Genomic DNA, 25,943 nt, shown 5'->3' on the forward strand with positions numbered 1-25,943 from the left:
CCTCGTCAGATTCTTCCGTGGGACATCGCCGCCAGCCGCTGCGCGGGCTTCTCGTCGCGCGACGGGCTGATCTCGATCCCCGAGCCGTCCGTGAACTGCACGCGCAGGTACCAGGCCTTGTTCGAGGTGTAACCGCGGCCGAGTTTGCGCTGGTACGCGCTGACGTCGGCGATCGCAGGCCGCTGGATCTCCAAGTGCGCGCTGGCCGCCGGCACCGGGACGGCGACCCCGGGCTCGTACTCGGGCTTCGACGCGACGATGTCCCGGACGTCGCGGGCGAACTTCATCGCGCCCTTCCCGAACTTGAGCGCACCGCCGAGGACGCCTTTCGACTCCTCGGCTTCCGCGGCCTCCTCAACGACTTCCTGGAAGGTCAGCCAGGACAACCGGTGCGAGGTCAACACCCAGAAGCCGTGCACGGCCTCGGCGGGAATGCGGGACAGCTCCGCGACCGCCATGCAGTCCGGGGCCGGACCGAACACGACGCCCGCGGGCCAGGTCTTCAAATCGGAGTCGGTGTCCCCACCGGTGACCGCATCGAAGACCCCACCCAGGACGCCTCCGGCGGCGTCGCCGATGCCGAGGGCGGCGCGCGCGCCCCACCCCTTCTTCGGCTTCCCCTTCTCGTCGAGCCCCTCGACGTCGAAGAGGTAGCTGTGCTGCGACCGGAGGCACCACAGGATGGGCTCCCCCGGCCGGCACCACTGCTGGCGAGCCGCCAGAACTTCGATCACGAGAAGCCCTTCTCCTGCGCCGATTTCCGCTCTTGTTCGTTCATCTGCCCGGTGACCTGGTCCTCACCCTTGCCGTAGGCGTACTCGGCGCCCTGCTCGATCGCCGCGTCCGTTGCCGTCGCGGCACCTTCCTTGAAGATCGCTCCGGTCAACCGCGTCGACCCGCCCAGCGTACTGGTCAGGAACCGCTGGGAAAGGTTGCCCGCCAGCGCCTCGGAGCCGGTCACACCTTGCATGAACCGGTTGCCGGTGGTGGTGGCGAACGTGCTCCCGTCGGCCCTCGTGAGGGTGTTGAACAAGGGGTTCGAGTCGAGCTTCCGCGCCACGAACTGGGAAACCTTCCCACCGTTGCGCAGCTCGTTCATCTTGTCGATGACCTTGCGGAGCTTGCCGACCTCTCGCACCTTCTGCAGCAGCTCTTCCAGCTTCTGGAAGAGCTTGTAGAGCTTGCCCTGGATCTGAGCGATCCGGCCACCGACCCGAGCGCCCTGGCCGGCGACCTGCGCAGCCGTTCCGGCGCTGGCCGCGCCGACCGAGGCACCGGCGGTGATCCAGGAAGCCGCCAACGCCGCCAGCCACTGCACGATCAGGCCGATGATCAGCTCGGTGACGACGGAGATGAAGAACTCGACGAACATGTCGAAGATGTCCGCGATCATGTCCAGCGTGCCCTTGAGGTCGCGGACGTCCGCGGCCAGGGCCTTCGTGCCTTCGCCGAATTCCGTCATCTGCTTGCGGAAGGCGTCGCCGTCCTTGCCGACCCAGGTCTCCGCCGTGCCCTGCGCCCGCTGCGGCTCCTGCTCGGCGACCTGGTCGAGCCACTTCGCGACGTTCTCCCAGCCCTCGCCGGTGGCGCGCATCTGCTCGGGGTCACCGATGGCGAACTCGGCCAGCTCGATCAACGGGCTGAGCACGATCGAGACGAGGAAGCCCAGGCCGTTGTCCATCAGCGCTTGGCCGGGGCTCGCCAGGCTCTGCAGCACCTCCGCCCGCGCGGACACGGTGGCCACGCCCCACTCCGGCGGCGAAGACGCGTCGGCGAGGTCCTGGCCGGCTGACACCCAGGACGAGCCGCGGCCCGCGGCCTGCTCGAACCAGTTCTTCGAGTTCCCGTCGCCCTTGTTGAGGCTCTGGAGGTCGCCCGGTCCCTGCGGCGCGCTCATCCGCCCAGCCCCTCTCCGGCCTTCTTCAGCATCTCCGAGATCTGCTGCTCGGTCTCCGCGTAGTCCTTGACCGTCTCGTCCAGCGATTCCTTCATGTGCTGCAGGAACTCCTGCGCCTTGGACGCCAGGTCCTTGCAGGAGTCCAGGCTTTCGAAGTACTTGCTGCTCAGGCCCACGGCGTCGCCGATGGGACCGAAGCACTGGTCGTCGACCTTGGCCTGGTGGAGCAGGTCGGCGAGCTGGCCGAACTTGTCGGCCAGGCTCTCGCACCCCTGGCCATGACCGGTCAACGTGCCCGGCGTCATCTTCAAATCAGTCAAGACAGCACCCCCTCAGCGAAGAAACGAGCCCGCAGAGGAGCCGTCATCGACGCCAATTCCGCTGCGGTGATCACTTGGACGCTACGACACCCGCAGACGGTTCCCAATCAATGGTAAGCAAATTCGCACCACATGAAGATATGGGCGCTTATCTCCCAATGTTCGATTTGTCCACTGAGGGACGAACGGCAGCGACGCAAACCGGGCAAAATCCGACCTCTGCCGCGCGAGACGTCACCTCGCATTCTAAGTGCAGAGTGTCTACTCAGGAGCCACCCAGGAACGCAAGGAGAGCACCCGGATGCACGCCAAGGCACCACATCCGTCAAACCGCCCAAAAAGGGCAAATCTTTGCTGCCACGTCGATTATTGATCCGTCACCGAACCGATTCATGGAAATACCGGATCCGGTGGACCACCGGACTTTGATGTCTTTAGCCGCCTTGGAATAACGTTCGCGCGGACATTCCCAGAGAGTGCCAGTCCTTCGCCACCTGGCGGGGACTCGGAAACTCGGAGACGACATTGATAGCCGAGGGAGCTTTACCGAGCAATCGCCCGGAACCCTTGACTTCGTCCGCCGATTCCTCGCCGGCACTTTTTTCGGAAACCTTACCCCCGGTCACCTGCTCGCCCTTACCGCAGACGTACGCGGCGCCCTGCTCGATCGTATCCGTGACCGTTGACATACTCGCATTGAAGGCCTCGAACGGCAGTCTCACGGGAAGCGGGTGCGAGTTCTGATCTCCAGAACGGATCCGTCCGCGAACTTGTTGCACGAGAAGAAGTACCCGTAGGAGCTTCGACCCTTGGTGACGAGATGGACGTCGACGAACTGGCCACGACGGCATTCCCACAACGTGACCGCCGGATCACCGGATCTGGAGTTGTCGGCCAAGTCGCTCACCGCCGAAACCGCAGAGCGGGCCCGTCCCAGGAATCGACCGAAACCGCTGGTTTCCTTCTTTCCCTCGTCAGAATCGGCATCTTGCCCACCTTTCCGCTCGGGCTCGCGCACGACAGATGCCTCTACGACAACTGCGATCCGCTGGTCAGTGACCACGAACCAACCGGCCGGCCCGGCAGCCGCCAAGTGATCAGCGCAGGCCACAGCGAGTTGATTCGGGGCCGAGGCGATCAGCCAACCGCGAATCGCCGGATCGTGCACCCACTCGTCCCCGTAGAAAGAGCCCTGCCGCACTGCGGCTGTGGGCGGTCGGAGCTCGCTGAGGTCGACATCGAGGTCGCGAACCTGGGATGACGGACGATATGGAACCAGGTGGCGACCACCAATGGTGGCACCAAGATGACCCTGCACCTCCTCGCCACCGAGCACCGAACGAACCGTGTCGCCCTCGCCGACCCACTGCGCTTCCAGCAGCTTGCGAAACTTGTCTGCTTTCATGCGGCTACTCACTCCTGGCCGTGGCTCATCGCGAGCATTCGCTGGACGCGCTTCTCGTTGTGCTCGTCGGAAACCTCGATCGTCGACCCATCGACCAGCGCAATGCGCAAGAACGGCAAGTTCTTCGAGTCCTTGAGCTTGCGCGTAATGACGTCCATGGAAGCGATTTCGCTCCGCGGAACCTCCGCCTGCACCGTGAAGCTCGGCAGCTCAGGTTCGGCAGCGGGCTCGGCCGGTACCTCGTCCGCGCCGCCCACATATCGGCCGACGGTGTTCTTCAATCCGCTCAACACGTTTCCCACCGAGGCCGACGTCTCTGGTTTGCCAGACTCGAACTCCAGTAGGCCGAGCCGGTGCGAGGTGAGGAACCACAACAGGTTTCGGTCCGCCCGGTTCGCGTTCGTCACCTGCCACGATGCCAGGCTGGTAGCGGCCAAGCAGTCCCGGCCACCTCCTGTGATCACGGCATACGGACCAGCGAAGCTCGTGCTGCCAGCATCTCCCGGGGAGATCGCTTCCGACGCTGCCTCCGCAAGGAAGCCGCCCACAGCCCCCAGCGCACGAACCGCTCCTGCCGCACGCTTCGCGCCGCTCTCGTCCAAGCCCCGCACCTGGTAAACCACGTAGGGCTGACGCCCCTGAGGTTTCTTCAACGGGGTGCACCACAGGATTCGCTCATCAGGTCTACACCACGCGGACCTCGCCGCGATCACCTCGATCACGAGAAACCACGCTCCTGTGCCTGATCACGCTGCTCATCCGACAGATCACCCTGGAACCAGCCCTTGCCGGTGTCGTACACCGCGTTCGCCCCCTGCTCGATCGCCGCCCCAGACACCACGTCCGTACCAGCGGCCATTGCAGCTTGGCCGAATGTCGCCTTTCCACCCAGGACGCCGCCCAGCACATGTGAGGTCGCGGTGCTCGCCAGACCCTGCACGCCCTTGATGTCCGTCTGGAACTGGGCTTTCTGGGCCTTCAGCGCGTCAACGGCCTCGCTGTCGTTGTTCCGGACCGCATCGGCGATGCGGTTGTCGAAGTCCGTGAGGGAGTCGGCGTGCTGCTTCTCGACGTCTTGGAGGAACTTTCCTCCCTTGGAGGTGAAGTCGGTCCCGTCCGCCTTGGTGAGGAACTTGGCCACTGGGTTCGCGTCGATCTTCCGCGCGATCGCCTTCTCGATCATGTTGCCGTCGCGCATGTCGTTCATCTTGTCGATGACCTTGCGGAGCTTGCCCGCCTCTCGCAGCTTCTGCAGCAGGCGCTCGATCTTCTGGAATATCTGGTAGAGCTTGCGCTGCACCTGCATGACCCGCGTCGAGATGCGAACTCCGGTGGCACCGACCTGGACCGCTGTCCCGGCGCTAGCCGCGCCGACCGAAGCACCGGCCGTGATCCACGACGCAGCCAGGGCCGCCAGCCACTGGACGATCAGGCCGATGATCAGCTCGGTGACCGTCTGGATGAAGAACTCGACGACCATGTCGAAGATGTCCGCGATCATGTCCAAGGTGCCCTTGAGATCGCGGATGTCCGCAGCCAGTGCCTTGGTGCCGTCGCCGAACTCCGTCATCTGCTGCCGGAACGCGTCGCCGTCCTTGCCGACCCAGGTCTCCGCCGTCGCCTGCGCCCGCTGCGGCTCCTGCTCGGCGACCTGGTCCAGCCACTTCGCGACGTTCTCCCAGCCCTCACCGGTGGAACGCATTTGCTCCGGGTCGCCGATCGCCCATTCCACCAGTTCGATGAGCGGGCTGAGCACGATCGACACGAGGAAGCCCAGCCCGTTGCTCATCAGCGATTGACCAGGACTGGCCAACGAGGTCAGCACTTCGGCCCGGGCTGAGACCGACGCCGCACCCCACTCCGGCGGCGACGACGCGTCGGCGAGGTCCTGACCGGCGGCCACCCACGATGAACCTCTGCCAGCGGCCTGCTCAAACCAGTTCTTCGAGTTCCCGTCGCCGTTGTTCAGCGACTGCAGGTCCCCCGGGCCCTGCGGCGCGCTCATCCGCCCAGTCCCTCCCCAGCCTTCTTCAGCATCTCGGAGATCTGCTGCTCCGTCTCGGCGTAGTCCTTGACCGTGTCATCCAGCGACTGCTTCGTCTTCACGAGGAACTGCTGCGCTTTCGACGCGAGGTCCTGGCATTCGTGCAGGCTGTCGAAGTAGATGCTGCTCAGGCCGACCGCGTCACCGATGGGGCCGAAGCACTGGTCGTCGACCTCGGCCTGATGGAGCAGTTCGGCCAATTGACCGAACTTGTCGCCCAGGCTTTCGCAGCCCTGGCCGTGGCCGGTCAGCGTTCCCGGCGTCATCTTCAAGTCAGTCAAGACAATCCCTCGTCAGCGCAGGAAGGAGCCCGAGGAGAAGTCGTCATCGTCGTAGTCCGCGCTCCGCTGCGGCCGCTGCGGCTGCTGCGGCGTTGCCGGACCCGCCGACGGCGGCCGGGTCGGGGCGGGCGGCGGCGTGGGGCTTTCCTGCTCGGGCGTCTCGTCCACGGCGGTCGGCTTGATCGCCACGCCTTCGACGTTGAACGCCTCCTGGAACTTGTCGAACTGGTCGCCGAGGATCGGCGCCACCACGTCGTTCATCTGCTCCGCCGCGATCGCCGTCGCCTGGCGGATGGTGGCCATGATCTGCTGCTGCAGTTCGTTGGCGGACTGGCGCACCGCGTTCGGCGCCAGGCGCAGGTCCAGCACCGCTCCCGACGGCGCCACGGTCACCGTCACCGACCGGTCCTGGCTGCTCGCCGTGGCCTGCATGTCCTGCATCTTGGACTGCAGCTCCGACGCCTTCTGCGCCTGCTCCTCGAACTTGCGCATCATTTCCTGGATGCGCTCAGACGCGCTGCTCACCGTCTGTCCCCTTAACTTCCGATCCGTTGGGGCCGAGACTATCCGACCGGCCACAGCCCCTCGTGTCGTTCGAAAATCCGTTCCCGCGAGCAAATCAGCCGCGGGCGTGCAGCCTGTTGCCGAAACGGACACGACGTGCTATTTGCACGAGGACCACCACGATCATCAGGCTGGACGCGGCCATCAGCCCCATCAGGACGTACTGCCCGGTCTTGTCGTAGCGCTCCGGCAGGACCACCGACGTCGGCCCCGTGCAGCGGACCTCGGCGGCGCCGGAGAACCACGCCTGTTCCGGCCCCGGCAGCCGCGCGCTGCGGAGGCTGTTCGCCGGGCGGTCGGGGACGAACTCGCGCGCCTCGCCGGCCTCCGGGACCACCTGGCACTTCACGTACTCGTCCCGGTGGGCGGCGAGCCCGAACGGCTGCCCCCGATCGAGCTCCACGCGTGCGACCGGATCGGCCGTGGCCTCGCCCTGGCCGACGGTCCCGGACCAGATCGCGGCGCTGGTCGAGACCAGGAAGTAGCCGCCGGTGACCAGCCAGACCAGCACCAGGACGACGATCCACCGCAGCACGCGAGGCGGTTTCTTCTGCGCAACAGCGCCATTCGTTGCGGGATGCACGCGAACTTCGTACCAGACACCGGTTTCCCGGGCGGCCGAGGCTCGAACCGCCGGATTCCCCTCCGCCAGGCGACGTCCGGAGCCGCGTGATCGCGAAGGGCGCCGCCCGCCGGCATGGCCGGTCGGCGGCGCCCTTCACCTGGAACGAATCAGCCCTGGAGGAGTTCGGTCACCTCGTCGCGAATCCTGCGGGCCGTCGAGCGGAGGCCGTCGACCGTCGGGCCGTGGCGCAGGACGTCGCGGGCCGTCGCCGGGAGGACGTTCGGCAACGCCTCCCCGAACACCGCCCGCAGGCTCTGCACCGTCGCGCCCTGGGCGCCCAGGCCCGGGGCCAGGATCGGGCCGTTGAGGCGGGAGAAGTCCAGCTCCTCCGGGCGGATCGTGGCTCCCGCCACCACCCCCACGTGCCCCATCGGCTCCGTCCCCGCGTTGGTCTCCGCCGCCGAGTCCACGATGTACTGGGCGACCGAATCGCCGCTGCCGTGGATCGACTGCTGCAGGCCCGCGCCTTCCGGGTTGGAGGTCCGCGCCAGCACGAACACCCCGCGCCCCGTCTGCTCCGCGATGCCGATGGCCGAGGCGAGCGAGCCGTAGCCGAGGTACGGCGACACCGTGATCGCATCGGCCGCCAGCGGCGCGTGCTCGTCCAGGTAGGCCATCGCGTACGCCGTCATCGTGGAACCGATGTCGCCGCGCTTGATGTCCAGCAGCACCAGCGCACCGGCCTGCTGCGCCTCCCGGATCGTCTTCTCCAGCACCGCGATCCCGGCCGAGCCGTACACCTCGAAGAACGCCGACTGCGGCTTGAGCACCGCGACCTCACCGGCCAGCGCCTCCACCGCGGTCATCGCGAACCGCTCCAGCGACTGCGGATTCTCGTCGAGGTCCCAGGCGTGCAGCAGCGACGGGTGCGGGTCGATGCCGACGCACAGCGCGCCGCGCGCCCGAACCGAATCCGTCAGCCGCTGCCCGAAGCTCGCCCGCAGCGGATCAGTCATCGCTGCTCACCGCCTTGCCGCAGGGCCGCCTGCAGTGCCTGCAGGGGCCGGACGCCGATGTTGCCCTGGATGGCGGCCTCGATGCCCTGCACCGCCGCCGCCGCGCCCTGCACCGTCGTGATGCACGGGATGTCGCGGGAGACCGCCGCGGTGCGGATCTCGTAGCCGTCCACGCGCGGGCCCGGGTTGCCGTACGGGGTGTTGATCACCATGTCGACCTCGCCGGCCTTGACCAGCTCGACGATGTCGCGCCCATCGCCGTTCTTCTCGATGTGCTTGCGCACCACCGTGGACGGGATCCCGTTGCGGCGCAACACCTCCGCGGTGCCGCTGGTGGCCAGGATCTCGAACCCGAGGTCCGCCAGCCGCTTGACCGGGAACACCAGGGACCGCTTGTCCTTGTTCGCCACCGACACGAACACCCGGCCCGAGGTGGGCAGCGAGCCGTACGCGCCGGCCTGCGACTTGGCGAAGGCCTGCCCGAAGGAGACGTCGATGCCCATCACCTCGCCGGTGGACTTCATCTCCGGCCCGAGCAGCGAATCCACGCCGACGCCCTCGCGGGTGCGGAACCGGTGGAACGGCAGCACGGCTTCCTTCACCGCGACCGGCGCGTCGACCGGCAGGTCCGCGCCGTCGCCCTCCGCGGGCAGGATGCCCTCCGCGCGCAGGTCCGCGATCTTGGCGCCGAGCATGATCCGGGCCGCCGCCTTGGCCAGCGGCGCGGCGGTCGCCTTCGACACGAACGGCACCGTCCGCGAGGCGCGCGGGTTGGCCTCCAGCACGTACAGCACGTCGTCCTTGAGCGCGTACTGCACGTTCAGCAGGCCGTGCACGCCGATGCCGTGCGCAATGGCCTCAGTGGACTTCCGCACCTGCTCGATGTCCTGGCGCCCCAACGTGATCGGCGGCAGCGCGCACGCCGAGTCGCCGGAGTGGATGCCGGCCTCCTCGATGTGCTCCATCACGCCGGCGAGGTAGACGTCGGTGCCGTCGCAGAGCGCGTCCACGTCGATCTCGATCGCGTCGTCGAGGAAGTTGTCCACCAGCACCGGGTGTTCCGGGGTGACCTCGGTGGCGCGGGCGATGTAGTTCTCCAGCGAAGCCTCGTCGTAGACGATCTCCATGCCCCGGCCGCCGAGCACGTAGGACGGCCGCACCAGCACCGGGTAACCGATCTCGTCGGCGATCCGCTTGGCACCCTCGAACGACGTCGCGGTGCCGTACTTCGGCGCGGGCAGGCCCGCCCCGGCCAGCACGTCGCCGAACGCGCCGCGGTCCTCGGCCAGGTGGATCGCCTCCGGCGGCGTGCCCACGACCGGCACCCCGGCGTCGGCCAGCCGCTTCGCCAGGCCCAGCGGGGTCTGGCCGCCGAGCTGCACGATCACGCCCGCCACCGTGCCGGACTGCTGCTCGGAGTGCACGACCTCCAGGACGTCCTCGAAGGTCAGCGGCTCGAAGTACAGCCGGTCCGAGGTGTCGTAGTCGGTGGAGACCGTCTCCGGGTTGCAGTTGACCATGACGGTCTCGTAGCCGGCCTCCCGCAGCGCCATCGCGGCGTGCACGCAGGAGTAGTCGAACTCGATGCCCTGGCCGATGCGGTTCGGACCCGAGCCGAGGATGATCACCTTCGGTCGCTCGCGCTGCTCGGTGACCTCCGACTCGGCCGCCGGGTCGGACTCGTAGGCCGAGTAGTGGTACGGCGTCCGGGCCGCGAACTCCGCCGCGCAGGTGTCGACCGTCTTGTACACCGGCCGCACGCCCAACCGGTGCCGCAGCGCGCGAACGCCGTCCTCACCGGCCAGTTCCGGCCGCAGCGCGGCGATCTGCCGGTCCGACAGCCCGGCCCGCTTGGCGCGCCGCAGCAGCGCCGCGTCCAGCACCGGTGCCTCGACCACCTCGCCGCGCAGTTCGACCCATGCCGCGATCTGGTCGACGAACCACGGGTCGATGCCCGAGGCCTCGTGCACCTGCTCCACCGAAGCGCCCAGCCGCAGCGCGCGCTCCACTGTGTACAGACGCCCGTCGTGCGGCGTGCGCAGTTCGTCCAGTGTGGACTCGACCGTGACGCCCTCGGGGTCGGCCTTGGTCCAGAAACCGGCCGCCTTCGTCTCCATCGAGCGCAGCGCCTTGCCCAGCGCCTCGGAGAAGCTGCGGCCCACTGCCATCGCCTCGCCGACGCTCTTCATCGTCGTGGTCAGCTCCTGGTCGGCGCCCGGGAACTTCTCGAAGGCGAACCGCGGCACCTTCACCACCACGTAGTCCAGCGTCGGCTCGAAGCTCGCCGGAGTCTCGCCGGTGATGTCGTTCTGGATCTCGTCGAGGGTGTAGCCCACGGCCAGCTTCGCGGCGATCTTGGCGATCGGGAAGCCGGTCGCCTTCGACGCCAGCGCCGAGGACCGCGACACCCGCGGGTTCATCTCGATGACGACCATCCGGCCGGTGCCCGGGTGGATGGCGAACTGGATGTTGCAGCCGCCGGTGTCGACCCCGACCTCGCGCAGCACCGCGATGCCCACGTTGCGCATGTGCTGGTACTCGCGGTCGGTCAGCGTCATCGACGGCGCCACGGTCACCGAGTCACCGGTGTGCACGCCCATCGCGTCGATGTTCTCGATCGAGCAGATGACCACCACGTTGTCGGCGTGGTCGCGCATCAGCTCGAGCTCGTACTCCTTCCAACCGAGGACGCTCTCCTCGATCAGCACCTCGTGCACCGGCGACTCGGCCAGCCCGAAGGAGGCCATCCGCTCCAGGTCTTCCTCGGTGTGCGCCATGCCCGAGCCCAGGCCGCCCATGGTGAAGCTGGGCCGGATCACCACCGGCAGGCCGCGCTCGGCGACGAACGCCCGCACGTCCTCCATCGACTTGCACACCGCCGACTCCGGCACCTCGCCGCCGACGGCGCGCACGATGTCCTTGAACCGCTGCCGGTCCTCGCCGCGCTGGATCGCCTCGAAGTCGGCGCCGATCAGCTCCACGCCGTACTTCTCCAGCGTCCCGCGCTCGTGCAGCGCGACCGCCGTGTTCAGCGCGGTCTGCCCGCCGAGGGTGGCCAGGATCGCGTCCGGCCGCTCGGCCTCGATCACCTTCTCCACGAACTCCGGGGTGATCGGCTCGATGTAGGTCGCATCGGCGAACTCCGGGTCCGTCATGATCGTCGCCGGGTTCGAGTTCACCAGCGAGACGCGGATGCCCTCTTCGCGCAGCACCCGGCACGCCTGCGTACCGGAGTAGTCGAACTCGCACGCCTGGCCGATCACGATCGGCCCGGAACCGATGACGAGTACGTGCTTGATATCAGTTCGCTTGGGCATCAGCGAGTCTCCGTCATCAGGTCGACGAACTTGTCGAACAGCGGCGCGGCGTCGTGCGGGCCCGCCGCCGCTTCGGGGTGGTACTGGACGCTGAACGCCGGCCCGTCGAGCAGCCGGAGCCCCTCGACCGCACCGTCGTTCGCGCAGTGGTGGCTGACCATCGCGCGGCCGAAGTCGGTGTCGAACCGCTCGCCCGGCTCGCCCTCGACGGCGAAGCCGTGGTTCTGCGCGGTGATCGCGACCTGGCCGGTCTCGACGTCGATCACCGGGATGTTGATGCCCCGGTGCCCGTAGCGCAGCTTGTAGGTGCCGCGGCCGAGCGCGCGGCCGAGGATCTGGTTGCCGAAGCAGATGCCGAACAGCGGCAGCTTGCGGTCCAGGGCCTGGCGGGTCAGCTCGACCTGCTGGTCGGTGGTGGCCGGGTCGCCGGGGCCGTTGGACAGGAACAGCCCGTCCGGCTTGACCGACAGCACCTCGTCCAAGGTGGACGCCAGCGGCAGCACGTGGACCTCGATGCCGCGCTCGGCCATCATCCGCGGCGTGTTGGACTTGATGCCCAGGTCGAGGGCGGCCACGGTGAAGCGCTTCTCGCCGATGGCGGGCACGACGTAGGGCTCGGCGGTGGTCACGTCGCCCGCCAGCGAGGCGCCGACCATCTCGGCGCTCGCCTTGACCGCGGCGACCATCTCGTCGTCGGAGCCGAGTTCCGGCCCGGAGAAGATGCCACCGCGCATCGCGCCCAGCTCGCGGACGTGACGGGTCAGGGTGCGGGTGTCGATGCCCGCGATGCCGACGATGTCCTGCCGCTCCAGCTCCTCGACCAGCGACCGCCGGGAGCGCCAGTTCGACGGGATCCGGGCGGGATCGCGGACGGCGTAGCCGGCGACCCAGATCTGCTTCGACTCGTCGTCCTCGTCGTTCCAGCCGGTGTTGCCGATCTGCGGCGCGGTCTGCACCACGATCTGGCGGTGGTACGAGGGATCGGTCAGGGTCTCCTGGTAGCCGGTCATGCCGGTGGTGAACACGACCTCACCCAGGGTGCGGCCCACCTTGCCGTAGGCCTCCCCGCGGAAGATCCGGCCATCCTCGAGCACCAGTGCGGCCGGGATGTGGTCGCTCATTTGTCCTCCTGCCGCGAGCTCGCGGTCTCGTGTTGCGTCGGCTCGTCAGCGGGCGCCAGTGCCCGGACCGCCTCGACCCACTCGGTCTGCGTTGTCTTGTCGTCGCCGCGGAACCCGGTGTCCAGCAGCTGCTCGCCCAGCCGCCAGGTCACCACGACCAGGCCGGCACCGGGCACCACCTTGTTGGCCAGCTTGTGGTCCAGGCGGCTGTCCACGATGGACTCCGCGGGGATCCACACGTCGCTGGCCCCGGTTCGTCGCAGCAGCAGGCCCGCGGCGTGCAGGTGCGCGGTGCCGTTGGCGCGGTGCCCGATGTCGCCGACCGCGATGCGGTCCTGCCAGTCGGTCGCCTTCGTGGTGCCGACGTACATGCCGGTCGCGGCGGGCAGCAGCTCCTCGCCCGGTTCGGCCGGCGGCGCCGGGAAGTCCGGCAGCTCGGCGGCCTGGCGGCGCGCCCGGCCGGTCCAGCCCCGCCGCATGCCGAAGAACACCAGGGCGACCAGCGCGGCCATCCCCAGCACCCACAGGAAGCGTTCCATCAGCGCGTCACCTTGCCCTCGTGCGCGGTGAGCCGGCCGCGCAGCAGAGTCGCGACCACGCGGCCGGGCAGCCGCATGCCCTCGAACGGCGAGTTCTCGCCGAGGCTGGCCAGCTCCGCGGCGCGCACCGTCCACTCGGCGTCGGGGTCGACCAGCACCAGGTTCGCCGGTTCGCCCGCGGCGATCGGGCGGCCCTGGTCGGTCAGCCCGCCGATCTCGGCGGGCCGCTCGCTCATCACCCGCGCCACGCCGCGCCAGTCCAGCAGCCCGGAGCGCACCATCGTCTGCACGACGATGCCGAGCGCGGTCTGCAGGCCGAGCATGCCGGGCTTCGCCGCGGACCACTCGCAGTCCTTGTCCTGCGCGGCGTGCGGGGCGTGGTCGGTGGCCACGCAGTCCACGGTGCCGTCGGCCAGCGCCTGGCGCAGCGCCAGCACGTCGGCGTCGGTGCGAAGCGGCGGGTTGACCTTGTTGATCGGGTCGTAGGTCGCCAGCCGGTCGTCGGTCAGCAGCAGGTGGTGCGGCGTGACCTCGGCCGACACCCGCCCGTTCGACTCCCGGGACTTCCACCAGCGCAGGATCTCGGCGGTGCCTTCGGTGGAGACGTGGCAGATGTGCAGCGTGCCGCCGGTGTGCCCGGCGAGCAGGCAGTCGCGCGCCACGATCGCTTCCTCCGCAGGCGCGGGCCAGCCGGCCAGGCCCAGCCGGGCGGCGTTCGCACCCTCGTGCGCCTGCGCGCCCGCGGTCAGCCGCGGCTCCTCGGCGTGCTGCGCGACGACGCCGCCGAAGGACTTCGTGTACTCCAGCGCGCGGCGCATGATCAGCGGGTCGTGCACGCAGTGGCCGTCGTCGGAGAACACCCGGACCTCGGCGATGCTGCGGCGCATGGTGCCCAGCTCGGCGAGCTTCTCGCCCTTGAGCCCCACCGTCACCGCGCCCACCGGGTGCACGTCGACCAGGCCGACCTCGCGGCCGCGCCGCCACACGTGCTCGACGATCACCGCGTTGTCGGCGACCGGATCGGTGTTGGCCATCGCGAAGACCGCGGTGTAGCCGCCGAGCGCGGCGGCCATCGAACCGGTCTCGACGGTTTCGGCGTCCTCCCGGCCCGGCTCCCGCAGGTGCGTGTGCAGGTCCACGAAGCCCGGCAGCGCCACGGCCCCGCCGGCGTGCACGATCTCGTCCGCATCGGCCTCAAGAGCCGGGCCGATCTCCGCGATCACTCCGCCGTCGATCAGCACGTCCACCGGCTCGCCCTCGCCGTACGGGCGGACGTCCTTCAGCAGCACCCGGCTCATGACTGGTCCGCTCACAGTTCCGCCTCTCCGCGATTCACTGGTCCGCCTCTCCGCGATTCACAGTTGTGGTTACGTCCCAGGTCAAACTCGCGTTTCGCGGTTTCCTGTGGCTGGTTTGCGTCACGGTCCCCTGAGGTGCGGTTGAGCAGCACTGCAGTTGACACAAGGCAACTCACGCCCGTTCCGCCGTTGGCCCGGACTCGAGTTGATACAGGGCTACTCATGCGCCGAGCTCCTCTCCCGCCAGCAGGTGGTAGAGCACCGCCATCCGCACGTGCACGCCATTGCTGACCTGCTGGGTGATGGCGGCGCGCGGCGAATCGGCCACGGCCGGCGCGATCTCCATGCCGCGCAGCATCGGGCCGGGGTGCAGGACCACCGCGTGCTCGGGCAGCCTGCCCAGCCGCGCCTCGTTGAGGCCGTAGGCGATCGAGTACTCGCGCGCCGACGGGAAGAACCCGCCGTGCATCCGCTCGGCCTGGACCCGCAGCATCATCACCGCGTCCAGCTTCGGCAGCTCCGGGTCCAGCTCGTGGCGCACCTCCGCGCCCCACTGCTGCGCCCCGGCGGGCACCAGCGTCGGCGGCGCGACCAGCACCACCTCGGCGCCGAGGGTGCGCAGCAGGTGCACGTTCGAGCGCGCCACCCGGCTGTGCAGCAGGTCGCCGACGATGGCGATGCGGCGCCCGGCCAGCTCGCCCAGCCGCTCCCGCAGCGTCGCGGCGTCCAGCAGCGCCTGGGTGGGGTGCTCGTGCATGCCGTCGCCGGCGTTGACGACCTGGGTGCCGACCTCGTCCAGCCAGCCGGCCAGCCGTTGCGCCGCGCCCGAGGCGGGGTGCCGGACGATCACGCAGTCTGCCCCGGCGGCGGCCAGCGTCAGCGCGGTGTCGCGCAGCGACTCGCCCTTGTTCACCGAAGAACTGCTGGCCGAGACGTTGATCACGTCGGCGCTCATCCACTTCCCGGCGACCTCGAAGGACACCCGGGTGCGCGTGGAGTTCTCGTAGAACAGGGTCACCACGGTCCGGCCGCGCAGCGTCGGCAGCTTCTTGACCTCGCGCCCCAGCAGCGTCTGCTTCAGGGTGTCGGCGGTGTCGAGCACGCTCGTCGCGGTGGCGGCGTCCAGACCTTCTGTGGACAGCAGGTGGCGCATCACCGGACCTCCTCGTCCTGCGTGGTGTCCGGGCGGCGCAGCACGACTCGGTCGGTGCCGTCGGTCTCGGCGAGCTGGACCGCGACGCCCTCGGAGCGCGAGGTGGGGACGTTCTTGCCGACGTAGTCGGCGCGGATCGGCAGCTCGCGGTGCCCGCGGTCGACCAGCACCGCCAGCTGCACCGCCCGCGGCCGGCCCTGGTCGCGCAGGGCGTCGAGGGCGGCCCGCACGGTCCGGCCGGAGAACAGCACGTCGTCGACGAGCACGACCAGCGCGTTGTCGATGCCCTGCACGGGCAGGCTGGTGGGCTCCAGCGGACGGTTCGGGCGATGCCGCAGGTCGTCGCGGTAGAGCGTGATGTCGAGGATGCCGGTGGGCACCGTCACGCCGCTGAACTCGCTGATCTTCGCGGCCAGCCGCTGGGCCAGCGAGGTTCCCCTCGTCGGGATGCCCAGCAGCACCACGTCGCTGCTTCCGGTGTCCAGCGCGGTCTTCTCGATGATCTGGTGGGCGATCCGGGCTATCGTGCGCGCAACGTCACCGGTCGAAAGCAGCTCCCGCTGCCCGACCGGATCCGTCGCGTCCGCCGGTTGGCGTGACGCCACGGTGCGACCTCCTTCCCCGCCTCACGGGACGGGTCCTTAAAGGATGGTGTGTGAGCTGCCCCGCAGTCTCCGGGTCGGAAACCACTGCCGACCGCCGGGCTGCCTTGTACGCTATCAGCGCTGCGAGGTCAATCGTCCGGGTGGTGTGGTGGTGTTCGCCGCATTGCCAGCAAAGACCAACTTGACCTGGTGACGCTGGCGAGCGAACATTACTCTCCGTATCGATCTGAGCTTTGCTCCCCGGTCGCCGTTATCGGCTAACGGGGCGAACGAACGGAGAAACGCCACATGGGCGACTACGCCAAGGCGCTGGGCAGCAAGCTCCGCGCTATCCGCCAGCAGCAGGGTCTGTCGCTGCACGGCGTCGAGCAGAAGTCTGGCGGGCGGTGGAAGGCCGTGGTCGTCGGGTCCTATGAGCGAGGCGACCGTGCGGTGACCGTGCAGAAGCTGGCCGAACTGGCCGACTTCTACGGTGTTCCGGTCGCGGAACTGCTTCCCGAAGGTCGGGTGCCCTCCGGCGCCGAACCTGCCACCAAGGTTGTGATCAACCTGGAGCGGCTGCAGCAGCTACCTGCAGAGAAGGTGGGCCCGCTGGCCCGCTACGCGGCCACCATCCAGAGCCAGCGCGGTGACTACAACGGCAAGGTGCTGTCCATCCGCACCGAGGACCTGCGATCCCTGGCCATCATCTACGACATGACGCCAGGCGAGCTCACCGAGCAGCTCATCGACTGGGGCGTGCTTCCCCCGGAGGCCCGCCCAGCCCGGGAGGAGTGACACCACACCCGGCCCACCCGTTCGAGTGGGCCGGGCACGTGACGGGGCACCCACCGCGACCAACGGTCGCAACGGGTGGCCCTTCGTTTTCCCTGGTCAACCGACCCCACCCCACCCCCGCCCCGCGGAGGTCCGCAATTTCAATGGAAATCGAAGCTCTGATTTCCATTGCGGAGGTCCGCAATTTCAATGGAAATCGAAGCTCTGATTTCCATTGAAATTGCGGACTTCGTCACCCGGTCGGGGGTATGACGAGGCGAGGGGCGTCCCCGGCCATGTTGTCTGGCCGGGGACGCCCCTCGCTTGTAACTCGTTCGGGCTACTCCGCCGCGGTCTGCTCCGGGCGGACCGACTTGCGGAGCCGGTCGCCGATGCCCGCGATGCGGCCCAGCACGCCGTTGACGAAGCGCGGCGAGTCGTCCGTGGACAGCGCCTTGACCAGCTCCACGGCCTCGTCGATGGCCACCGCCGGCGGCACGTCGTCGCTCCACAGCAGCTCGTACAGGCCCAGCCGCAGCACCGAGCGGTCGACCGCGGGCATCCGCCCCAGCGACCAGCCCTCGGCGTGCTGCGTGAGCACCTCGTCGATCCGCTCCCGGTTCGCCGTCACGCCCTCGACCAGGGTGATCGTGTAGTCGCCGACCGGCGGGACCTCCGGCGAGCCGACGCGATCGGCCAGCAGGGTCACCGCGTCGATGCCGCGCTGATCGGCCTCGTAGAGGAAGTCCACGGCACGCTTGCGTGCCTTGCTCCGAGAACCCACCTCACACCCTCTTTCCGGCCGGACCGAATGCCGCGGCCGACGGGCAGGCGATCATTTGCTGCTGACGCGGCTGAGGTACCGGCCGTCGCGCGGGTCGACCTTGACCTTGTCACCGGTGCTGAGGAACAGCGGGACCTGGATCTCCGCACCGGTCTCCAGGGTGGCGGGCTTGGTGCCGCCGGTGGAGCGGTCGCCCTGCAGGCCCGGGTCGGTGTGCGAGACGACGAGCTCGACCGAGGCGGGCAGCTCGACGTACAGCGGGGCCTCGTCGTGGCGGGCCACGACGACGGCGCTGTTCTCCAGCATGTAGTTCGCGGCGTCCCCGACGACGTCGGCCGAGATGTTGACCTGGTCGTAGGTGTCGGGGTCCATGAACACGTAGTCGGTGCCGTCGTTGTAGAGGTAGGTCATCTCGCGGCGGTCGACGTTCGCGGTGTCCACCTTGACGCCGGCGTTGAAGGTCTTGTCCACGACCTTGCCGGAGAGGACGTTCTTCAGGGTGGTGCGAACGAAGGCGCCGCCCTTGCCGGGCTTGACGTGCTGGAAGTTCACGACGGTCCACAACTGGCCGTCGATGTTGAGCACCAGTCCGTTCTTCAAGTCGTTCGTGGATGCCACGGTGGGGGTCTCTCCTGTGGTGATGGCTTGGGCGTGTTGCCGACGCGAACCGGATTCCGGCGTACCGGCGCACCTCGGCGCGTCAGACTTCGACGAGCTCCTTCGTCGTCAAGGTGAGGAGCTCCGGCGTGCTGGGACGCACGACCAGCGTGTCCTCGATGCGGACCCCGCCCTGCCCTGCCAGGTAGACACCAGGCTCGACGGTGACCGCCATCCCGGCGCCGATTCTACCGTCCCCCCGCTGCGACAACGCCGGTGCCTCGTGGATCTCCAGGCCGACGCCGTGTCCGAGGCCGTGCAGGAACTGCTCGCCGTAGCCCGCGTCCTCGATCACCTTGCGGGCGGCGGTGTCCACCGCCTTCACATCGGCGTCGACGGCGAGGGCGGCCCGGCCGGCGGCCTGCGAGGCGCGCACCAGCTCGTAGATCTCGCGCTGCCAGTCCGCCGCCTTGCCGAGCACCACGGTCCGGGTCATGTCCGAGTGGTAGCCGTCGACGAGGGCGCCGAAGTCCATCTTCACGAAGTCGCCGACCGCCAGCACCGCGTCGGTGGGCCGGTGGTGCGGCACCGCGGAGTTCGCCCCGGCGGCGACGATCGTCTCGAACGACGGGCCGGCCGCGCCGTGGTCGAGCATCCGGGTCTCCAGTTCGCGGGCGACCTCCAGCTCGGTGCGGCCGGGGCGCAGCCCGCCGTGCGCGATGAGGTCGGCCAGCGCCCGGTCGGCGGCCGCGCACGCCATCCGCAGCGCGTCGATCTCGGTCTCGTCCTTGATCAGCCGGAGCTGCTCGACGAGGCCGGGCGCGCGCACCAGTTCCGCCTCGCCCGCCGCGGCGGCCAGCACGTCGCGGCCGTCGACGGTGACGTGCTGGCTTTCGAAGCCGACGCGGCGGTGCCCGGCGGCGTCGGCCCCGATCCGCTCGGCCAGCGCCAGATCGCTCGGCCGCTCGACGACCCGCTCCAGGTCCGGCACCTGCGCCCCGGCCTGGATCAGGTACCGGCCGTCGGTGCAGAACACCGTCCGCGACTCGGCCCCCGGCTCGTCGGCGGCGTGCACCACCAACGCCGCGTTGGATCCGGTGAAGCCGGTCAGGTAGCGGATGTTGAGCAGATCGGTCACCAACATCGCGTCCAGGTCCCGCTCGCGCAGCTGGTCGCGGAGGGCGTGGCGTCGGTGGGCGTGCGTTTCGGGCATGTTTCGGAGCCTAGCTCGCGCCGTGGGGAACGGGCCTGGTCACGCCAACGTCGGCGGGAAGCCGCCACGAGCTTGCGCGGCCCGGCTCGTCGGTGCAGGGCGCTACCCTCCCGGCATGTCGCTGACGTGGAGCGCGTTGGACAGTCCTGTCGGGGAGCTGACGGTCATCGCGGCCGCCGGCGAGGTGTGCCGGGTCGCCTTCGCCGCGCCGGACCGGGTGCTCGGCGAGTTCGACGGTGCCGAGCCGAGCCGGGGCACCTGTGTCGCGGCCGAGACCGCGCGGCAGCTCGGCGAGTACTTCTCGCGCGGGCGCCGGGAATTCGACGTGCCGATCGCGTGGGCGCCGCTGGAGGGCCTGCGGCTGCACGTGTTGCGCACGCTGCACGAGCTGGTGCCCTTCGGCGAGACGGTGAGCTACAAGGGGCTGGCGGAGCTTTCCGGGCGGCCGGAGGCCTCGCGGGCGGTCGGCACGATCATGGGCAGCAACCCGGTGCCGCTGCTGGTGCCGTGCCACCGGGTGCTGGCCAGCGGCGGCGGCCTCGGCGGGTTCGGCCCGGGCCTGGAGGCCAAGCGGCGGCTGCTGGTGCTGGAGGGCGTCCTGGAGCCCAGCCTGCTGGAGCTCGACCTGCTCTCGTGAGCGAGGACCGGAACCTTCACCCACGAGCCCGGCGGCCCAGGAACAGGTGGTAGGTCGTCTCCCGCTGCCCCAGCGTCACCGGGATCGGGATCTCCTCGCAGTTCCCGAAGACCTCGCGCATGGCGGCGCTGAGGTCCGGGGAGGTGTCGGCCGACCAGATCGCCACGGTGCCTTCCGGGGTGAGCTTCTCCCTGCAGCGGACCAGGAAATCGGCCCGGTAGAGAGCGGAATTGCCGTCGTAGACGAGGAAGTCCGGGCCGTTGTCCACATCGAGCAGCAGGACGTCGACGCTGCCTGGTGGTTGCGCGTCGAGCACCTCGGCGACGTCGCCGACGCGGAACACCACCCGGTCGTCCCGGATCGCATCGGCGGTTTCGGGGACGAGCCCGCGGCGGTGCCAGTCGATCAGGTCCGGCTCGATCTCGACGACGTGCGCTTCGCGGACCCGCGGATCGGCCAGCACTTCCCGCAGCGTGAACCCCAGCCCCAGGCCGCCGACCAGCACCCGGTCGGTCCGGGCGGCGGCCCGCAGGGTGGCGCCGGCGAGCAGCCGTTCGGTCTCGGTGTGCACCGTGTCCATCACGAAGACGCCGTTGACCCGGAGCTCCAGCGCGCCGGCCCGGCGGAGCAGCACGAGTTCCCCGCGCTCGGTGCGAGAACGTGCGACAAGACTTGACATCGTCCGTACCGTACCGCGCCGGGCACGCGGGCCGTCGCGGCTTCTCCGGTCCCGGGTTCCGGACGGTGGTGAGCATTTTTCCCGCGCCCCGTTCGCGGCGGAACCCGGTGGCATCTGGGGTCATATCGAACGGCTATCGCGTGGCGGCGTGGCGCGGATTGGCGCCCTCCGGCGGGGTGCTGCTTGATTGGCGTCGGGCCGCGACCCCGGCCTCGGAATCGAACGGAGAACTTCTTTGCAGCACCCAGGAATCCGCATCGGACGTCAGGTGATCCCGAGCGGACAACAGCATTCGGATCGCGGCGAGACCGCAACATCGCAGCCGACAACTCGCCGCGCTTTCCTGGGTATGGCGGCGATTCTGCCGTTGGCCGCCTGCACGAACGGCGGGACGCCCGCTCCTCCTCCCGCCACGGCGACGCCCCCGCCTGCGGCGAACGATCAGCATGCCGGGTTGGCCGAGCTGGAGCGGAAGTTCGACGCTCGCCTGGGGGTGTACGCCCTCGCCACCGGCACCGGTGCGACCATCGCCCACCGAGCGGACGAACGATTCGCGTTCTGCTCCACGTTCAAGGGGCTTGCGGCGGCAGCGGTCTTGCAGCGCAACCCGATGTCGCACCTGGACGCGGTCGTCACGTACACCGAGGGCGATCTCATGAAGAGCTCCGCCATCACCAGGCAGCACGTGGCCACGGGGATGACGATCGGTCAGCTGTGCGACGCCGCGGTCCGCTACAGCGACGGCACGGCGGGCAACCTCCTGCTCCGCGACATCGGCGGGCCCGCCGAACTCACGGCGTTCACCCGCGGCCTCGGCGACACGGTCACCCGGATGGACCGGATGGAGCCGACGATCGCGGACGCCGTCCCGGGAGACCCGCGCGACACGACTTCGCCGCGCGCGATCGGCACCGACTACCAGCGGATCGTGCTCGGGGACGTCCTGCCCGCCGACAAACGCGCCTTCCTCCACGACCTGCTGGCGCGCAACGCCACCGGCGCCGGTGCCCAACGCATCCGGGCCGGCACACCGCAGGGGTGGGCCGTGGCCGACAAGACCGGCACCGGCGACTACGGCACGCTCAACGACATCGGCATCGTGTGGCCCCCGACCTCGGCGCCGCTCGTCATCTCGATCATGTCCGGCAAGGCCGCCAAAGACGCCGAATACAAACCGGCCCTCATCGCCGAGGCCACCGCACGCGTGATCGCGGCGCTTTCCTGACGGCTCCACAACGCTTCCTGATCCGGCCCGGTCCGCGGGTGCCGGGCACGCCGCATCGGGGATTTTCGCGGTATTCACCGGCGCCGTTCCCGATTGTCCTGGTAATGGCTCGGGTGCTGGGCTGGTTCGGGCAGCCGTCGGCGGCGGTTCGGGGTATTGGCGGTCGACCAGACCGCTCGCAGAATTGTTGCGGGCCCGAACTTATCCGAAAAATCCCACTCCGAAGGGAAGCGCCGTGCTCAGCAGACGATCCTTCCTCGGCGGCGTCTCCGCCGCCGCCCTCGCCGTGCCCGCCATCGGCGGCCTCGCCGCCGCCCCGGCCTTCGCCGGCCGCCGCGCTCCCGACGTCCCGCTACCGCTGACGATCGTCAACCGCAGCGGCCAGTTCGACAACGCGTCCATCTGGGTCTACGTCGTCGGCGTGAACCTCGACTCCGGCGAGCAGTGCCGGGTCTCGCCCGACGGGCAACTGGTGCCGGTTTCGCCGTCCGACAACGGTTCCGACGGCTTCGCCGACTACGCCATCCCGCTGCAGGGCAGCGGCGACACGACGCTGAACCTGCCGAGCATGTCCGGCCGGATCTACTTCGCGCTCGGCGAGAAGCTGAAGTTCAAGGTCGTCTCGGGCGGCGACGGCAAGCCCGCGCTGCAGTACCCGGCGGGCTGGGTCGACACCGACCCGAACCACTCGATCCTGCACGACACCGTCGAATTCACCCTCAAGCCCGACGGGATGTACTGCAACACGACGATGGTCGACATGTTCAGCGTGCCGCTGTCGATCCGGCTGCAGGGCGCGCAGGACCAGACGACGGGCACGGTGCCCGCCGGTGGCCGCGAGAAGATCCTCAGCGGTGTCACCGAGAACGCGGACTTCGCCGGGCTGCGACAGCAGGACCTGCGGGTGATCGCGCCGGGCCACGGGCTCGACCTCGGCGCGTTCTCCGGCAGCTACTACGACTCCTACATCGACGAGGTCTGGGCCAAGTACCAGGGCAGCCAGCTGAAGGTGAACACCGGCGACGGCCGCATCTTCACGGGTCAGATCTCCGGCGACACCTTCAACTTCGACGGCGGCGTGCAGCCGATCGGCCGACCGTCCACGAGGGACGTCCTGTTCTGCGACGGCGCGCTGGCCGCCCCGAACGACGGCATCACCGGTCCGGTGGCGGCCATCCTGGGCGCCGGCTTCAACCGCTCCATCCTGCTGGACCTGGCCGACCAGCCCGGCACCGATCCCGGCGCGTTCTACCAGCACCAGGTCACCAACCACTTCGCCAAGGTGATGCACGCCAACACCGAGGACGGCAAGGCCTACGGGTTCGCCTTCGACGACGTGGCCGGTTTCGCCTCCTACATCCAGGACGGGGCGCCGAAGTCGATCACCGTGACGCTGACCCCGTGGTGACCGGCTCCGGCTTCGACCGCGGCCCGGCGACCCGGATCGACACCGAGAACGCCGTCGCCAGCAGGCAGAGCAGGCCCGCGCCGTACCAGGCGGCGGCGTAGTCGCCGAACTGGTCGCGCACCACGCCCGCGATGCTGGCGATGGCCGCCGCGCCGATCTGGTGCGAGGCGAACACCCAGCCGAACACCACCGAGGCGCGGGGCCCGAAGTGCTCCCGGCACAGCGCCATGGTCGGCGGCACGGTGGCCACCCAGTCCAGCCCGTAGAACACCACGAACAGCACCATGCTCGCCTCCACCGAGGGGCCGAGCAGCTGCGGCAGCACGAACAGCGACAGGCCGCGCAGCGTGTAGTAGGCGGCGAGCAGCAGCCGCGGGTTGACCTTGTCGGTCAGCCAACCGGAGAACACCGTGCCGAGCACGTCGAACACGCCGATCACCGCGAGCAGCCCGGCGGCGGTCGTGGTCGGCATGCCGTGGTCGTGCGCGGCGGGCACGAAGTGCGTGTTCACCAGCCCGTTGGTGCTCGCCCCGCAGATCGCGAATCCGCCCGCCAGCAGCCAGAAAGCGGGCTTGCGGGCCGCGTCGCGAAGGGCGCGCAGCGCGACCGCGGCCGGGTTGCCGCGGTCGCGCTCCGGCTCCGCCTCGTCGCCCGTCGCGCCGTAGGCGGTGACGCCGACGTCGCGGGGGTGATCGCGCATCACCAGCCACACCAGCAGGCCGACCAGCAGCGCGGTGCCCGCGATGACCAGCGAGGTGAAGCGCCAGCCGTCGCTCTCGACGAGCACGGCCGCCAAGGGCAGGAAGATCAGCTGACCGGTCGCGCTGCCCGCGGTCAGCACGCCGCTGACGAGGCCGCGCCGCTGCACGAACCACCGGTCGACCACTGTGGACACGAAGGCCAGCGCCATCGACCCGGTGCCCAGGCCCACGAGGAGGCCCCAGCACACGATCAGCTGCCAGCTGGCGGTCATGAACACCGTCAGCCCGCTGCCGGCCGCGATGAGCAGCAGCGCGGCGACGGTGACCCGGCGGATGCCGAAGCGCGCCATCAGGGCCGCGGCGAACGGCGCGGTCAGGCCGTAGAGGAGGAGGTTCAGCGACACGGCGGCCGAGATGACGCTGTGCGGCCAGCCGAACTCGTCGTGCAGCGGATTCATGAACACGCCGGGCATCGACCGGAAGGCGGCAGACCCGAGCAGGGCGATGAAGGCGACGGCCGCGACCCACCAGGCGGGGTGGACGCGGCGCACGGTCCCAGTACTGATCACATCGAAGAGCCTCGCCGAAGCGGCGGGCCGGAACCAGTGGCCGGGAAGACAATATGTGAGAAGATCCGGCCATGGCCTCTCCGCACCGAATCGCCGTCCTGGGCCTCTCCGACGTCGTCGGCTTCGACCTGGCGATCGCTCCGCAGATCTTCTCCGGAGCCCGCGACGAGAGCGGCGAGCCGCTCTACGACATCCAGGTCTGCAGCCTCGACGGCGGCCCGATCAGCACCACCAAGGGCTTCTCGATCCTGCCCGGGGCCAGCCCGGACTTCCTGGCCGCGCCGGACACGCTGATCATCCCGGGCACCTACGTCGAAGGGCCGTGCACGGACGGCAGCCTGTCCCCCGAACTCGCCGGCTACCTGGCCGGATTGCCCGGCACCACGCGGATCATGTCGATCTGCACCGGCGCGTTCGTGCTCGCGGCGGCGGGCCTGCTCGACGGCCGCCCGGCCACCACGCACTGGGCGCACGCGGCGCGCTTCCGGCGGCTGTACCCGCAGGTGGCGCTGCACCCGGACGTGCTCTTCGTGGACGACGGCGACGTGCTGACCTCGGCCGGCGTGGCCGCCGGGATCGACCTGTGCCTGCACGTGCTCCGCCGCGACCACGGCAGCGAGGTGGCCAACCGCGCGGCCCGGTCCTGCGTCGTGCCGCCGTGGCGGGACGGCGGACAGTCCCAGTTCATCGAGCGGCCGCTGCCGGAGACCAGCGGCACCGGCACCGCGCCGACCCGGGCGTGGCTGCTGGAGCGGCTCGCCGAGCCGCTCACCCTGGACGACGCGGCGGCGCACGCCGGGATGAGCGTGCGGACCTTCACCCGCCGGTTCCGGGAGGAGACCGGCACCAGCCCGCTGGACTGGCTGCTGCAGCAGCGCATCGAGCACGCCCGCCACCTGCTGGAGGCCACGGACCTGCCGATCGAGGCGGTGGCCGAGCAGTCCGGCCTGAACACCGCGGCATCGCTGCGCAAGCACCTGCGGCTGCGCCTCGGCACCAGCCCCGCGGCCTACCGCCGCACCTTCCGCCGCAGCGCCTGACCTCGCGCAGCGGCGGGTCCGGACGACTCCACGAGAAGCTGCGCCACCGACGGGTGATGCCCGCAACCACGCCCGGTAACGCCTGCACCCCGGCACCGAGGGTGGACCGCAATTTCAATGGAAATCGAAGGTCTGATTTCCATTGAAAATTGCGTACCCCCGGGGGTGGGGGGTGATATGAAGATAACACCAGTTAACAAAAAAAACAA

Annotated in this window: 26 protein-coding genes; 5 read left to right on the top strand and 21 right to left on the bottom strand. The window is 69.4% G+C overall.

The window, feature by feature from the left end; translation table 11 throughout:
* Positions 1-5 precede the first annotated feature (5 nt).
* The 16 genes from ACWEV3_RS41210 to pyrR all read right to left on the bottom strand — a co-directional run bounded on the left by ACWEV3_RS41210 (position 6) and on the right by pyrR (position 16,125).
* Positions 6-734 carry a hypothetical protein gene (locus tag ACWEV3_RS41210; protein WP_452619111.1) on the bottom strand — a complete coding sequence of 243 codons (729 nt, stop codon included), beginning with the start codon at positions 732-734 and terminating at the stop codon, positions 6-8.
* Positions 731-1,897, bottom strand: coding sequence for a WXG100 family type VII secretion target (locus ACWEV3_RS41215; protein WP_452619112.1), 1,167 nt, complete (start codon positions 1,895-1,897; stop codon positions 731-733). The genes ACWEV3_RS41210 and ACWEV3_RS41215 overlap by 4 nt, the downstream gene beginning before the upstream one ends.
* Positions 1,894-2,217 (bottom strand): hypothetical protein, encoded by a 324-nt coding sequence (locus ACWEV3_RS41220; RefSeq protein ID WP_452619113.1) that lies wholly within the window; start codon positions 2,215-2,217, stop codon positions 1,894-1,896. Before ACWEV3_RS41220 ends, ACWEV3_RS41215 begins: the two co-directional genes overlap by 4 nt.
* A gap of 718 nt (positions 2,218-2,935) precedes the next feature.
* On the bottom strand, positions 2,936-3,622 hold the full coding sequence (locus tag ACWEV3_RS41225) for a hypothetical protein (protein ID WP_452619114.1): 687 nt from the start codon (positions 3,620-3,622) through the stop codon (positions 2,936-2,938).
* 8 nt (positions 3,623-3,630) lie between these two features.
* Positions 3,631-4,344 carry a hypothetical protein gene (locus tag ACWEV3_RS41230; RefSeq protein WP_452619115.1) on the bottom strand — a complete coding sequence of 238 codons (714 nt, stop codon included), beginning with the start codon at positions 4,342-4,344 and terminating at the stop codon, positions 3,631-3,633.
* The gene (locus ACWEV3_RS41235; protein WP_452619116.1) at positions 4,341-5,627 is read right to left on the bottom strand and encodes a WXG100 family type VII secretion target; all 1,287 of its coding nucleotides are present in this window, start codon (positions 5,625-5,627) and stop codon (positions 4,341-4,343) included. The genes ACWEV3_RS41230 and ACWEV3_RS41235 overlap by 4 nt, the downstream gene beginning before the upstream one ends.
* Complete coding sequence (locus ACWEV3_RS41240; protein ID WP_452619117.1) at positions 5,624-5,947, bottom strand: hypothetical protein; 324 nt, start codon at positions 5,945-5,947, stop codon at positions 5,624-5,626. Before ACWEV3_RS41240 ends, ACWEV3_RS41235 begins: the two co-directional genes overlap by 4 nt.
* A 12-nt stretch (positions 5,948-5,959) precedes the next feature.
* The gene (locus ACWEV3_RS41245) at positions 5,960-6,472 is read right to left on the bottom strand and encodes a YbaB/EbfC family nucleoid-associated protein (RefSeq protein WP_452619118.1); all 513 of its coding nucleotides are present in this window, start codon (positions 6,470-6,472) and stop codon (positions 5,960-5,962) included.
* A 94-nt stretch (positions 6,473-6,566) separates the two neighbouring features.
* On the bottom strand, positions 6,567-7,046 hold the full coding sequence (locus ACWEV3_RS41250; protein ID WP_452619119.1) for a hypothetical protein: 480 nt from the start codon (positions 7,044-7,046) through the stop codon (positions 6,567-6,569).
* Positions 7,047-7,243: 197 nt separating this feature from the next.
* Positions 7,244-8,092 (bottom strand): orotidine-5'-phosphate decarboxylase, encoded by an 849-nt coding sequence (gene pyrF, locus ACWEV3_RS41255; RefSeq protein ID WP_452619120.1) that lies wholly within the window; start codon positions 8,090-8,092, stop codon positions 7,244-7,246.
* Positions 8,089-11,409: a carbamoyl-phosphate synthase large subunit gene (carB, locus tag ACWEV3_RS41260; RefSeq protein ID WP_452619121.1), complete on the bottom strand. Its 3,321-nt coding sequence runs from the start codon at positions 11,407-11,409 to the stop codon at positions 8,089-8,091. Before carB ends, pyrF begins: the two co-directional genes overlap by 4 nt.
* Positions 11,409-12,530 carry a glutamine-hydrolyzing carbamoyl-phosphate synthase small subunit gene (carA, locus tag ACWEV3_RS41265; protein ID WP_452619122.1) on the bottom strand — a complete coding sequence of 374 codons (1,122 nt, stop codon included), beginning with the start codon at positions 12,528-12,530 and terminating at the stop codon, positions 11,409-11,411. The genes carB and carA overlap by 1 nt, the downstream gene beginning before the upstream one ends.
* Positions 12,527-13,069: a PH-like domain-containing protein gene (locus ACWEV3_RS41270; protein ID WP_452619123.1), complete on the bottom strand. Its 543-nt coding sequence runs from the start codon at positions 13,067-13,069 to the stop codon at positions 12,527-12,529. The genes carA and ACWEV3_RS41270 overlap by 4 nt, the downstream gene beginning before the upstream one ends.
* A complete protein-coding gene (locus tag ACWEV3_RS41275) occupies positions 13,069-14,367 on the bottom strand; it encodes a dihydroorotase (RefSeq protein ID WP_452619135.1) in 1,299 nt (432 codons plus the stop codon). Before ACWEV3_RS41275 ends, ACWEV3_RS41270 begins: the two co-directional genes overlap by 1 nt.
* Positions 14,368-14,587: 220 nt before the next feature.
* Positions 14,588-15,520, bottom strand: a complete 933-nt coding sequence (locus ACWEV3_RS41280) for an aspartate carbamoyltransferase catalytic subunit (RefSeq protein ID WP_132493721.1) — start codon at positions 15,518-15,520, stop codon at positions 14,588-14,590.
* Positions 15,520-16,125 (bottom strand): bifunctional pyr operon transcriptional regulator/uracil phosphoribosyltransferase PyrR, encoded by a 606-nt coding sequence (gene pyrR / locus ACWEV3_RS41285; RefSeq protein WP_452619124.1) that lies wholly within the window; start codon positions 16,123-16,125, stop codon positions 15,520-15,522. The genes ACWEV3_RS41280 and pyrR overlap by 1 nt, the downstream gene beginning before the upstream one ends.
* Positions 16,126-16,413: 288 nt before the next feature.
* Between pyrR and bldD the strand changes: the two genes are divergently transcribed.
* Positions 16,414-16,902: a transcriptional regulator BldD gene (bldD, locus tag ACWEV3_RS41290; RefSeq protein WP_010311046.1), complete on the top strand. Its 489-nt coding sequence runs from the start codon at positions 16,414-16,416 to the stop codon at positions 16,900-16,902.
* A 319-nt stretch (positions 16,903-17,221) separates the two neighbouring features.
* Here the strand turns inward: bldD and nusB are convergent, their stop codons facing one another.
* The 3 genes from nusB to ACWEV3_RS41305 all read right to left on the bottom strand — a co-directional run bounded on the left by nusB (position 17,222) and on the right by ACWEV3_RS41305 (position 19,475).
* A complete protein-coding gene (gene nusB, locus ACWEV3_RS41295) occupies positions 17,222-17,665 on the bottom strand; it encodes a transcription antitermination factor NusB (protein WP_452619125.1) in 444 nt (147 codons plus the stop codon).
* A gap of 51 nt (positions 17,666-17,716) precedes the next feature.
* Positions 17,717-18,283 (bottom strand): elongation factor P, encoded by a 567-nt coding sequence (gene efp, locus ACWEV3_RS41300; RefSeq protein WP_452619126.1) that lies wholly within the window; start codon positions 18,281-18,283, stop codon positions 17,717-17,719.
* Between the two features lie 82 nt (positions 18,284-18,365).
* Entirely contained in the window at positions 18,366-19,475 is a 1,110-nt protein-coding gene (locus ACWEV3_RS41305; RefSeq protein ID WP_452619127.1) for a M24 family metallopeptidase, read from the bottom strand.
* Positions 19,476-19,590: 115 nt separating this feature from the next.
* Between ACWEV3_RS41305 and ACWEV3_RS41310 the strand changes: the two genes are divergently transcribed.
* On the top strand, positions 19,591-20,112 hold the full coding sequence (locus ACWEV3_RS41310) for a methylated-DNA--[protein]-cysteine S-methyltransferase (protein ID WP_452619128.1): 522 nt from the start codon (positions 19,591-19,593) through the stop codon (positions 20,110-20,112).
* 16 nt (positions 20,113-20,128) lie between these two features.
* On the opposite strand, the gene ACWEV3_RS41315 is transcribed toward ACWEV3_RS41310, so the two are convergent.
* A complete protein-coding gene (locus ACWEV3_RS41315; RefSeq protein WP_452619129.1) occupies positions 20,129-20,791 on the bottom strand; it encodes a spermidine synthase in 663 nt (220 codons plus the stop codon).
* A gap of 349 nt (positions 20,792-21,140) precedes the next feature.
* Here ACWEV3_RS41315 and bla point away from each other — a divergent pair, with 349 nt between their 5' ends.
* On the top strand, positions 21,141-22,016 hold the full coding sequence (gene bla, locus ACWEV3_RS41320; RefSeq protein WP_452619130.1) for a class A beta-lactamase: 876 nt from the start codon (positions 21,141-21,143) through the stop codon (positions 22,014-22,016).
* A 235-nt stretch (positions 22,017-22,251) separates the two neighbouring features.
* Positions 22,252-23,424 (top strand): glycoside hydrolase family 64 protein, encoded by a 1,173-nt coding sequence (locus tag ACWEV3_RS41325; RefSeq protein WP_452619131.1) that lies wholly within the window; start codon positions 22,252-22,254, stop codon positions 23,422-23,424.
* On the opposite strand, the gene ACWEV3_RS41330 is transcribed toward ACWEV3_RS41325, so the two are convergent.
* The gene (locus tag ACWEV3_RS41330; protein WP_452619132.1) at positions 23,399-24,694 is read right to left on the bottom strand and encodes an MFS transporter; all 1,296 of its coding nucleotides are present in this window, start codon (positions 24,692-24,694) and stop codon (positions 23,399-23,401) included. The genes ACWEV3_RS41325 and ACWEV3_RS41330 overlap by 26 nt on opposite strands.
* A gap of 71 nt (positions 24,695-24,765) precedes the next feature.
* On the opposite strand from ACWEV3_RS41330, the gene ACWEV3_RS41335 reads away from it, so the two are divergent.
* Positions 24,766-25,734: a GlxA family transcriptional regulator gene (locus ACWEV3_RS41335; RefSeq protein WP_452619133.1), complete on the top strand. Its 969-nt coding sequence runs from the start codon at positions 24,766-24,768 to the stop codon at positions 25,732-25,734.
* Positions 25,735-25,943: the final 209 nt, after the last annotated feature.

The organism is Saccharopolyspora sp. NPDC003752 (assembly GCF_053605825.1).

Excerpts from the sequence above, each read along its gene's own strand:
- ACWEV3_RS41215 (WP_452619112.1), bottom strand. The coding sequence starts at position 1,897 with ATGAGCGCGCCGCAGGGACCGGGCGACCTCCAGAGCCTCAACAAGGGC.
- ACWEV3_RS41225 (WP_452619114.1), bottom strand. The coding sequence starts at position 3,622 with ATGAAAGCAGACAAGTTTCGCAAGCTGCTGGAAGCGCAGTGGGTCGGC.
- ACWEV3_RS41235 (WP_452619116.1), bottom strand. The coding sequence starts at position 5,627 with ATGAGCGCGCCGCAGGGCCCGGGGGACCTGCAGTCGCTGAACAACGGC.
- pyrF (WP_452619120.1), bottom strand. The coding sequence starts at position 8,092 with ATGACTGATCCGCTGCGGGCGAGCTTCGGGCAGCGGCTGACGGATTCG.
- carB (WP_452619121.1), bottom strand. The coding sequence starts at position 11,409 with ATGCCCAAGCGAACTGATATCAAGCACGTACTCGTCATCGGTTCCGGG.
- carA (WP_452619122.1), bottom strand. The coding sequence starts at position 12,530 with ATGAGCGACCACATCCCGGCCGCACTGGTGCTCGAGGATGGCCGGATC.
- ACWEV3_RS41270 (WP_452619123.1), bottom strand. The coding sequence starts at position 13,069 with ATGGAACGCTTCCTGTGGGTGCTGGGGATGGCCGCGCTGGTCGCCCTG.
- ACWEV3_RS41275 (WP_452619135.1), bottom strand. The coding sequence starts at position 14,367 with ATGAGCCGGGTGCTGCTGAAGGACGTCCGCCCGTACGGCGAGGGCGAG.
- ACWEV3_RS41280 (WP_132493721.1), bottom strand. The coding sequence starts at position 15,520 with ATGCGCCACCTGCTGTCCACAGAAGGTCTGGACGCCGCCACCGCGACG.
- bldD (WP_010311046.1), top strand. The coding sequence starts at position 16,414 with ATGGGCGACTACGCCAAGGCGCTGGGCAGCAAGCTCCGCGCTATCCGC.
- ACWEV3_RS41305 (WP_452619127.1), bottom strand. The coding sequence starts at position 19,475 with ATGCCCGAAACGCACGCCCACCGACGCCACGCCCTCCGCGACCAGCTG.
- ACWEV3_RS41310 (WP_452619128.1), top strand. The coding sequence starts at position 19,591 with ATGTCGCTGACGTGGAGCGCGTTGGACAGTCCTGTCGGGGAGCTGACG.
- ACWEV3_RS41315 (WP_452619129.1), bottom strand. The coding sequence starts at position 20,791 with ATGTCAAGTCTTGTCGCACGTTCTCGCACCGAGCGCGGGGAACTCGTG.
- bla (WP_452619130.1), top strand. The coding sequence starts at position 21,141 with ATGGCGGCGATTCTGCCGTTGGCCGCCTGCACGAACGGCGGGACGCCC.
- ACWEV3_RS41335 (WP_452619133.1), top strand. The coding sequence starts at position 24,766 with ATGGCCTCTCCGCACCGAATCGCCGTCCTGGGCCTCTCCGACGTCGTC.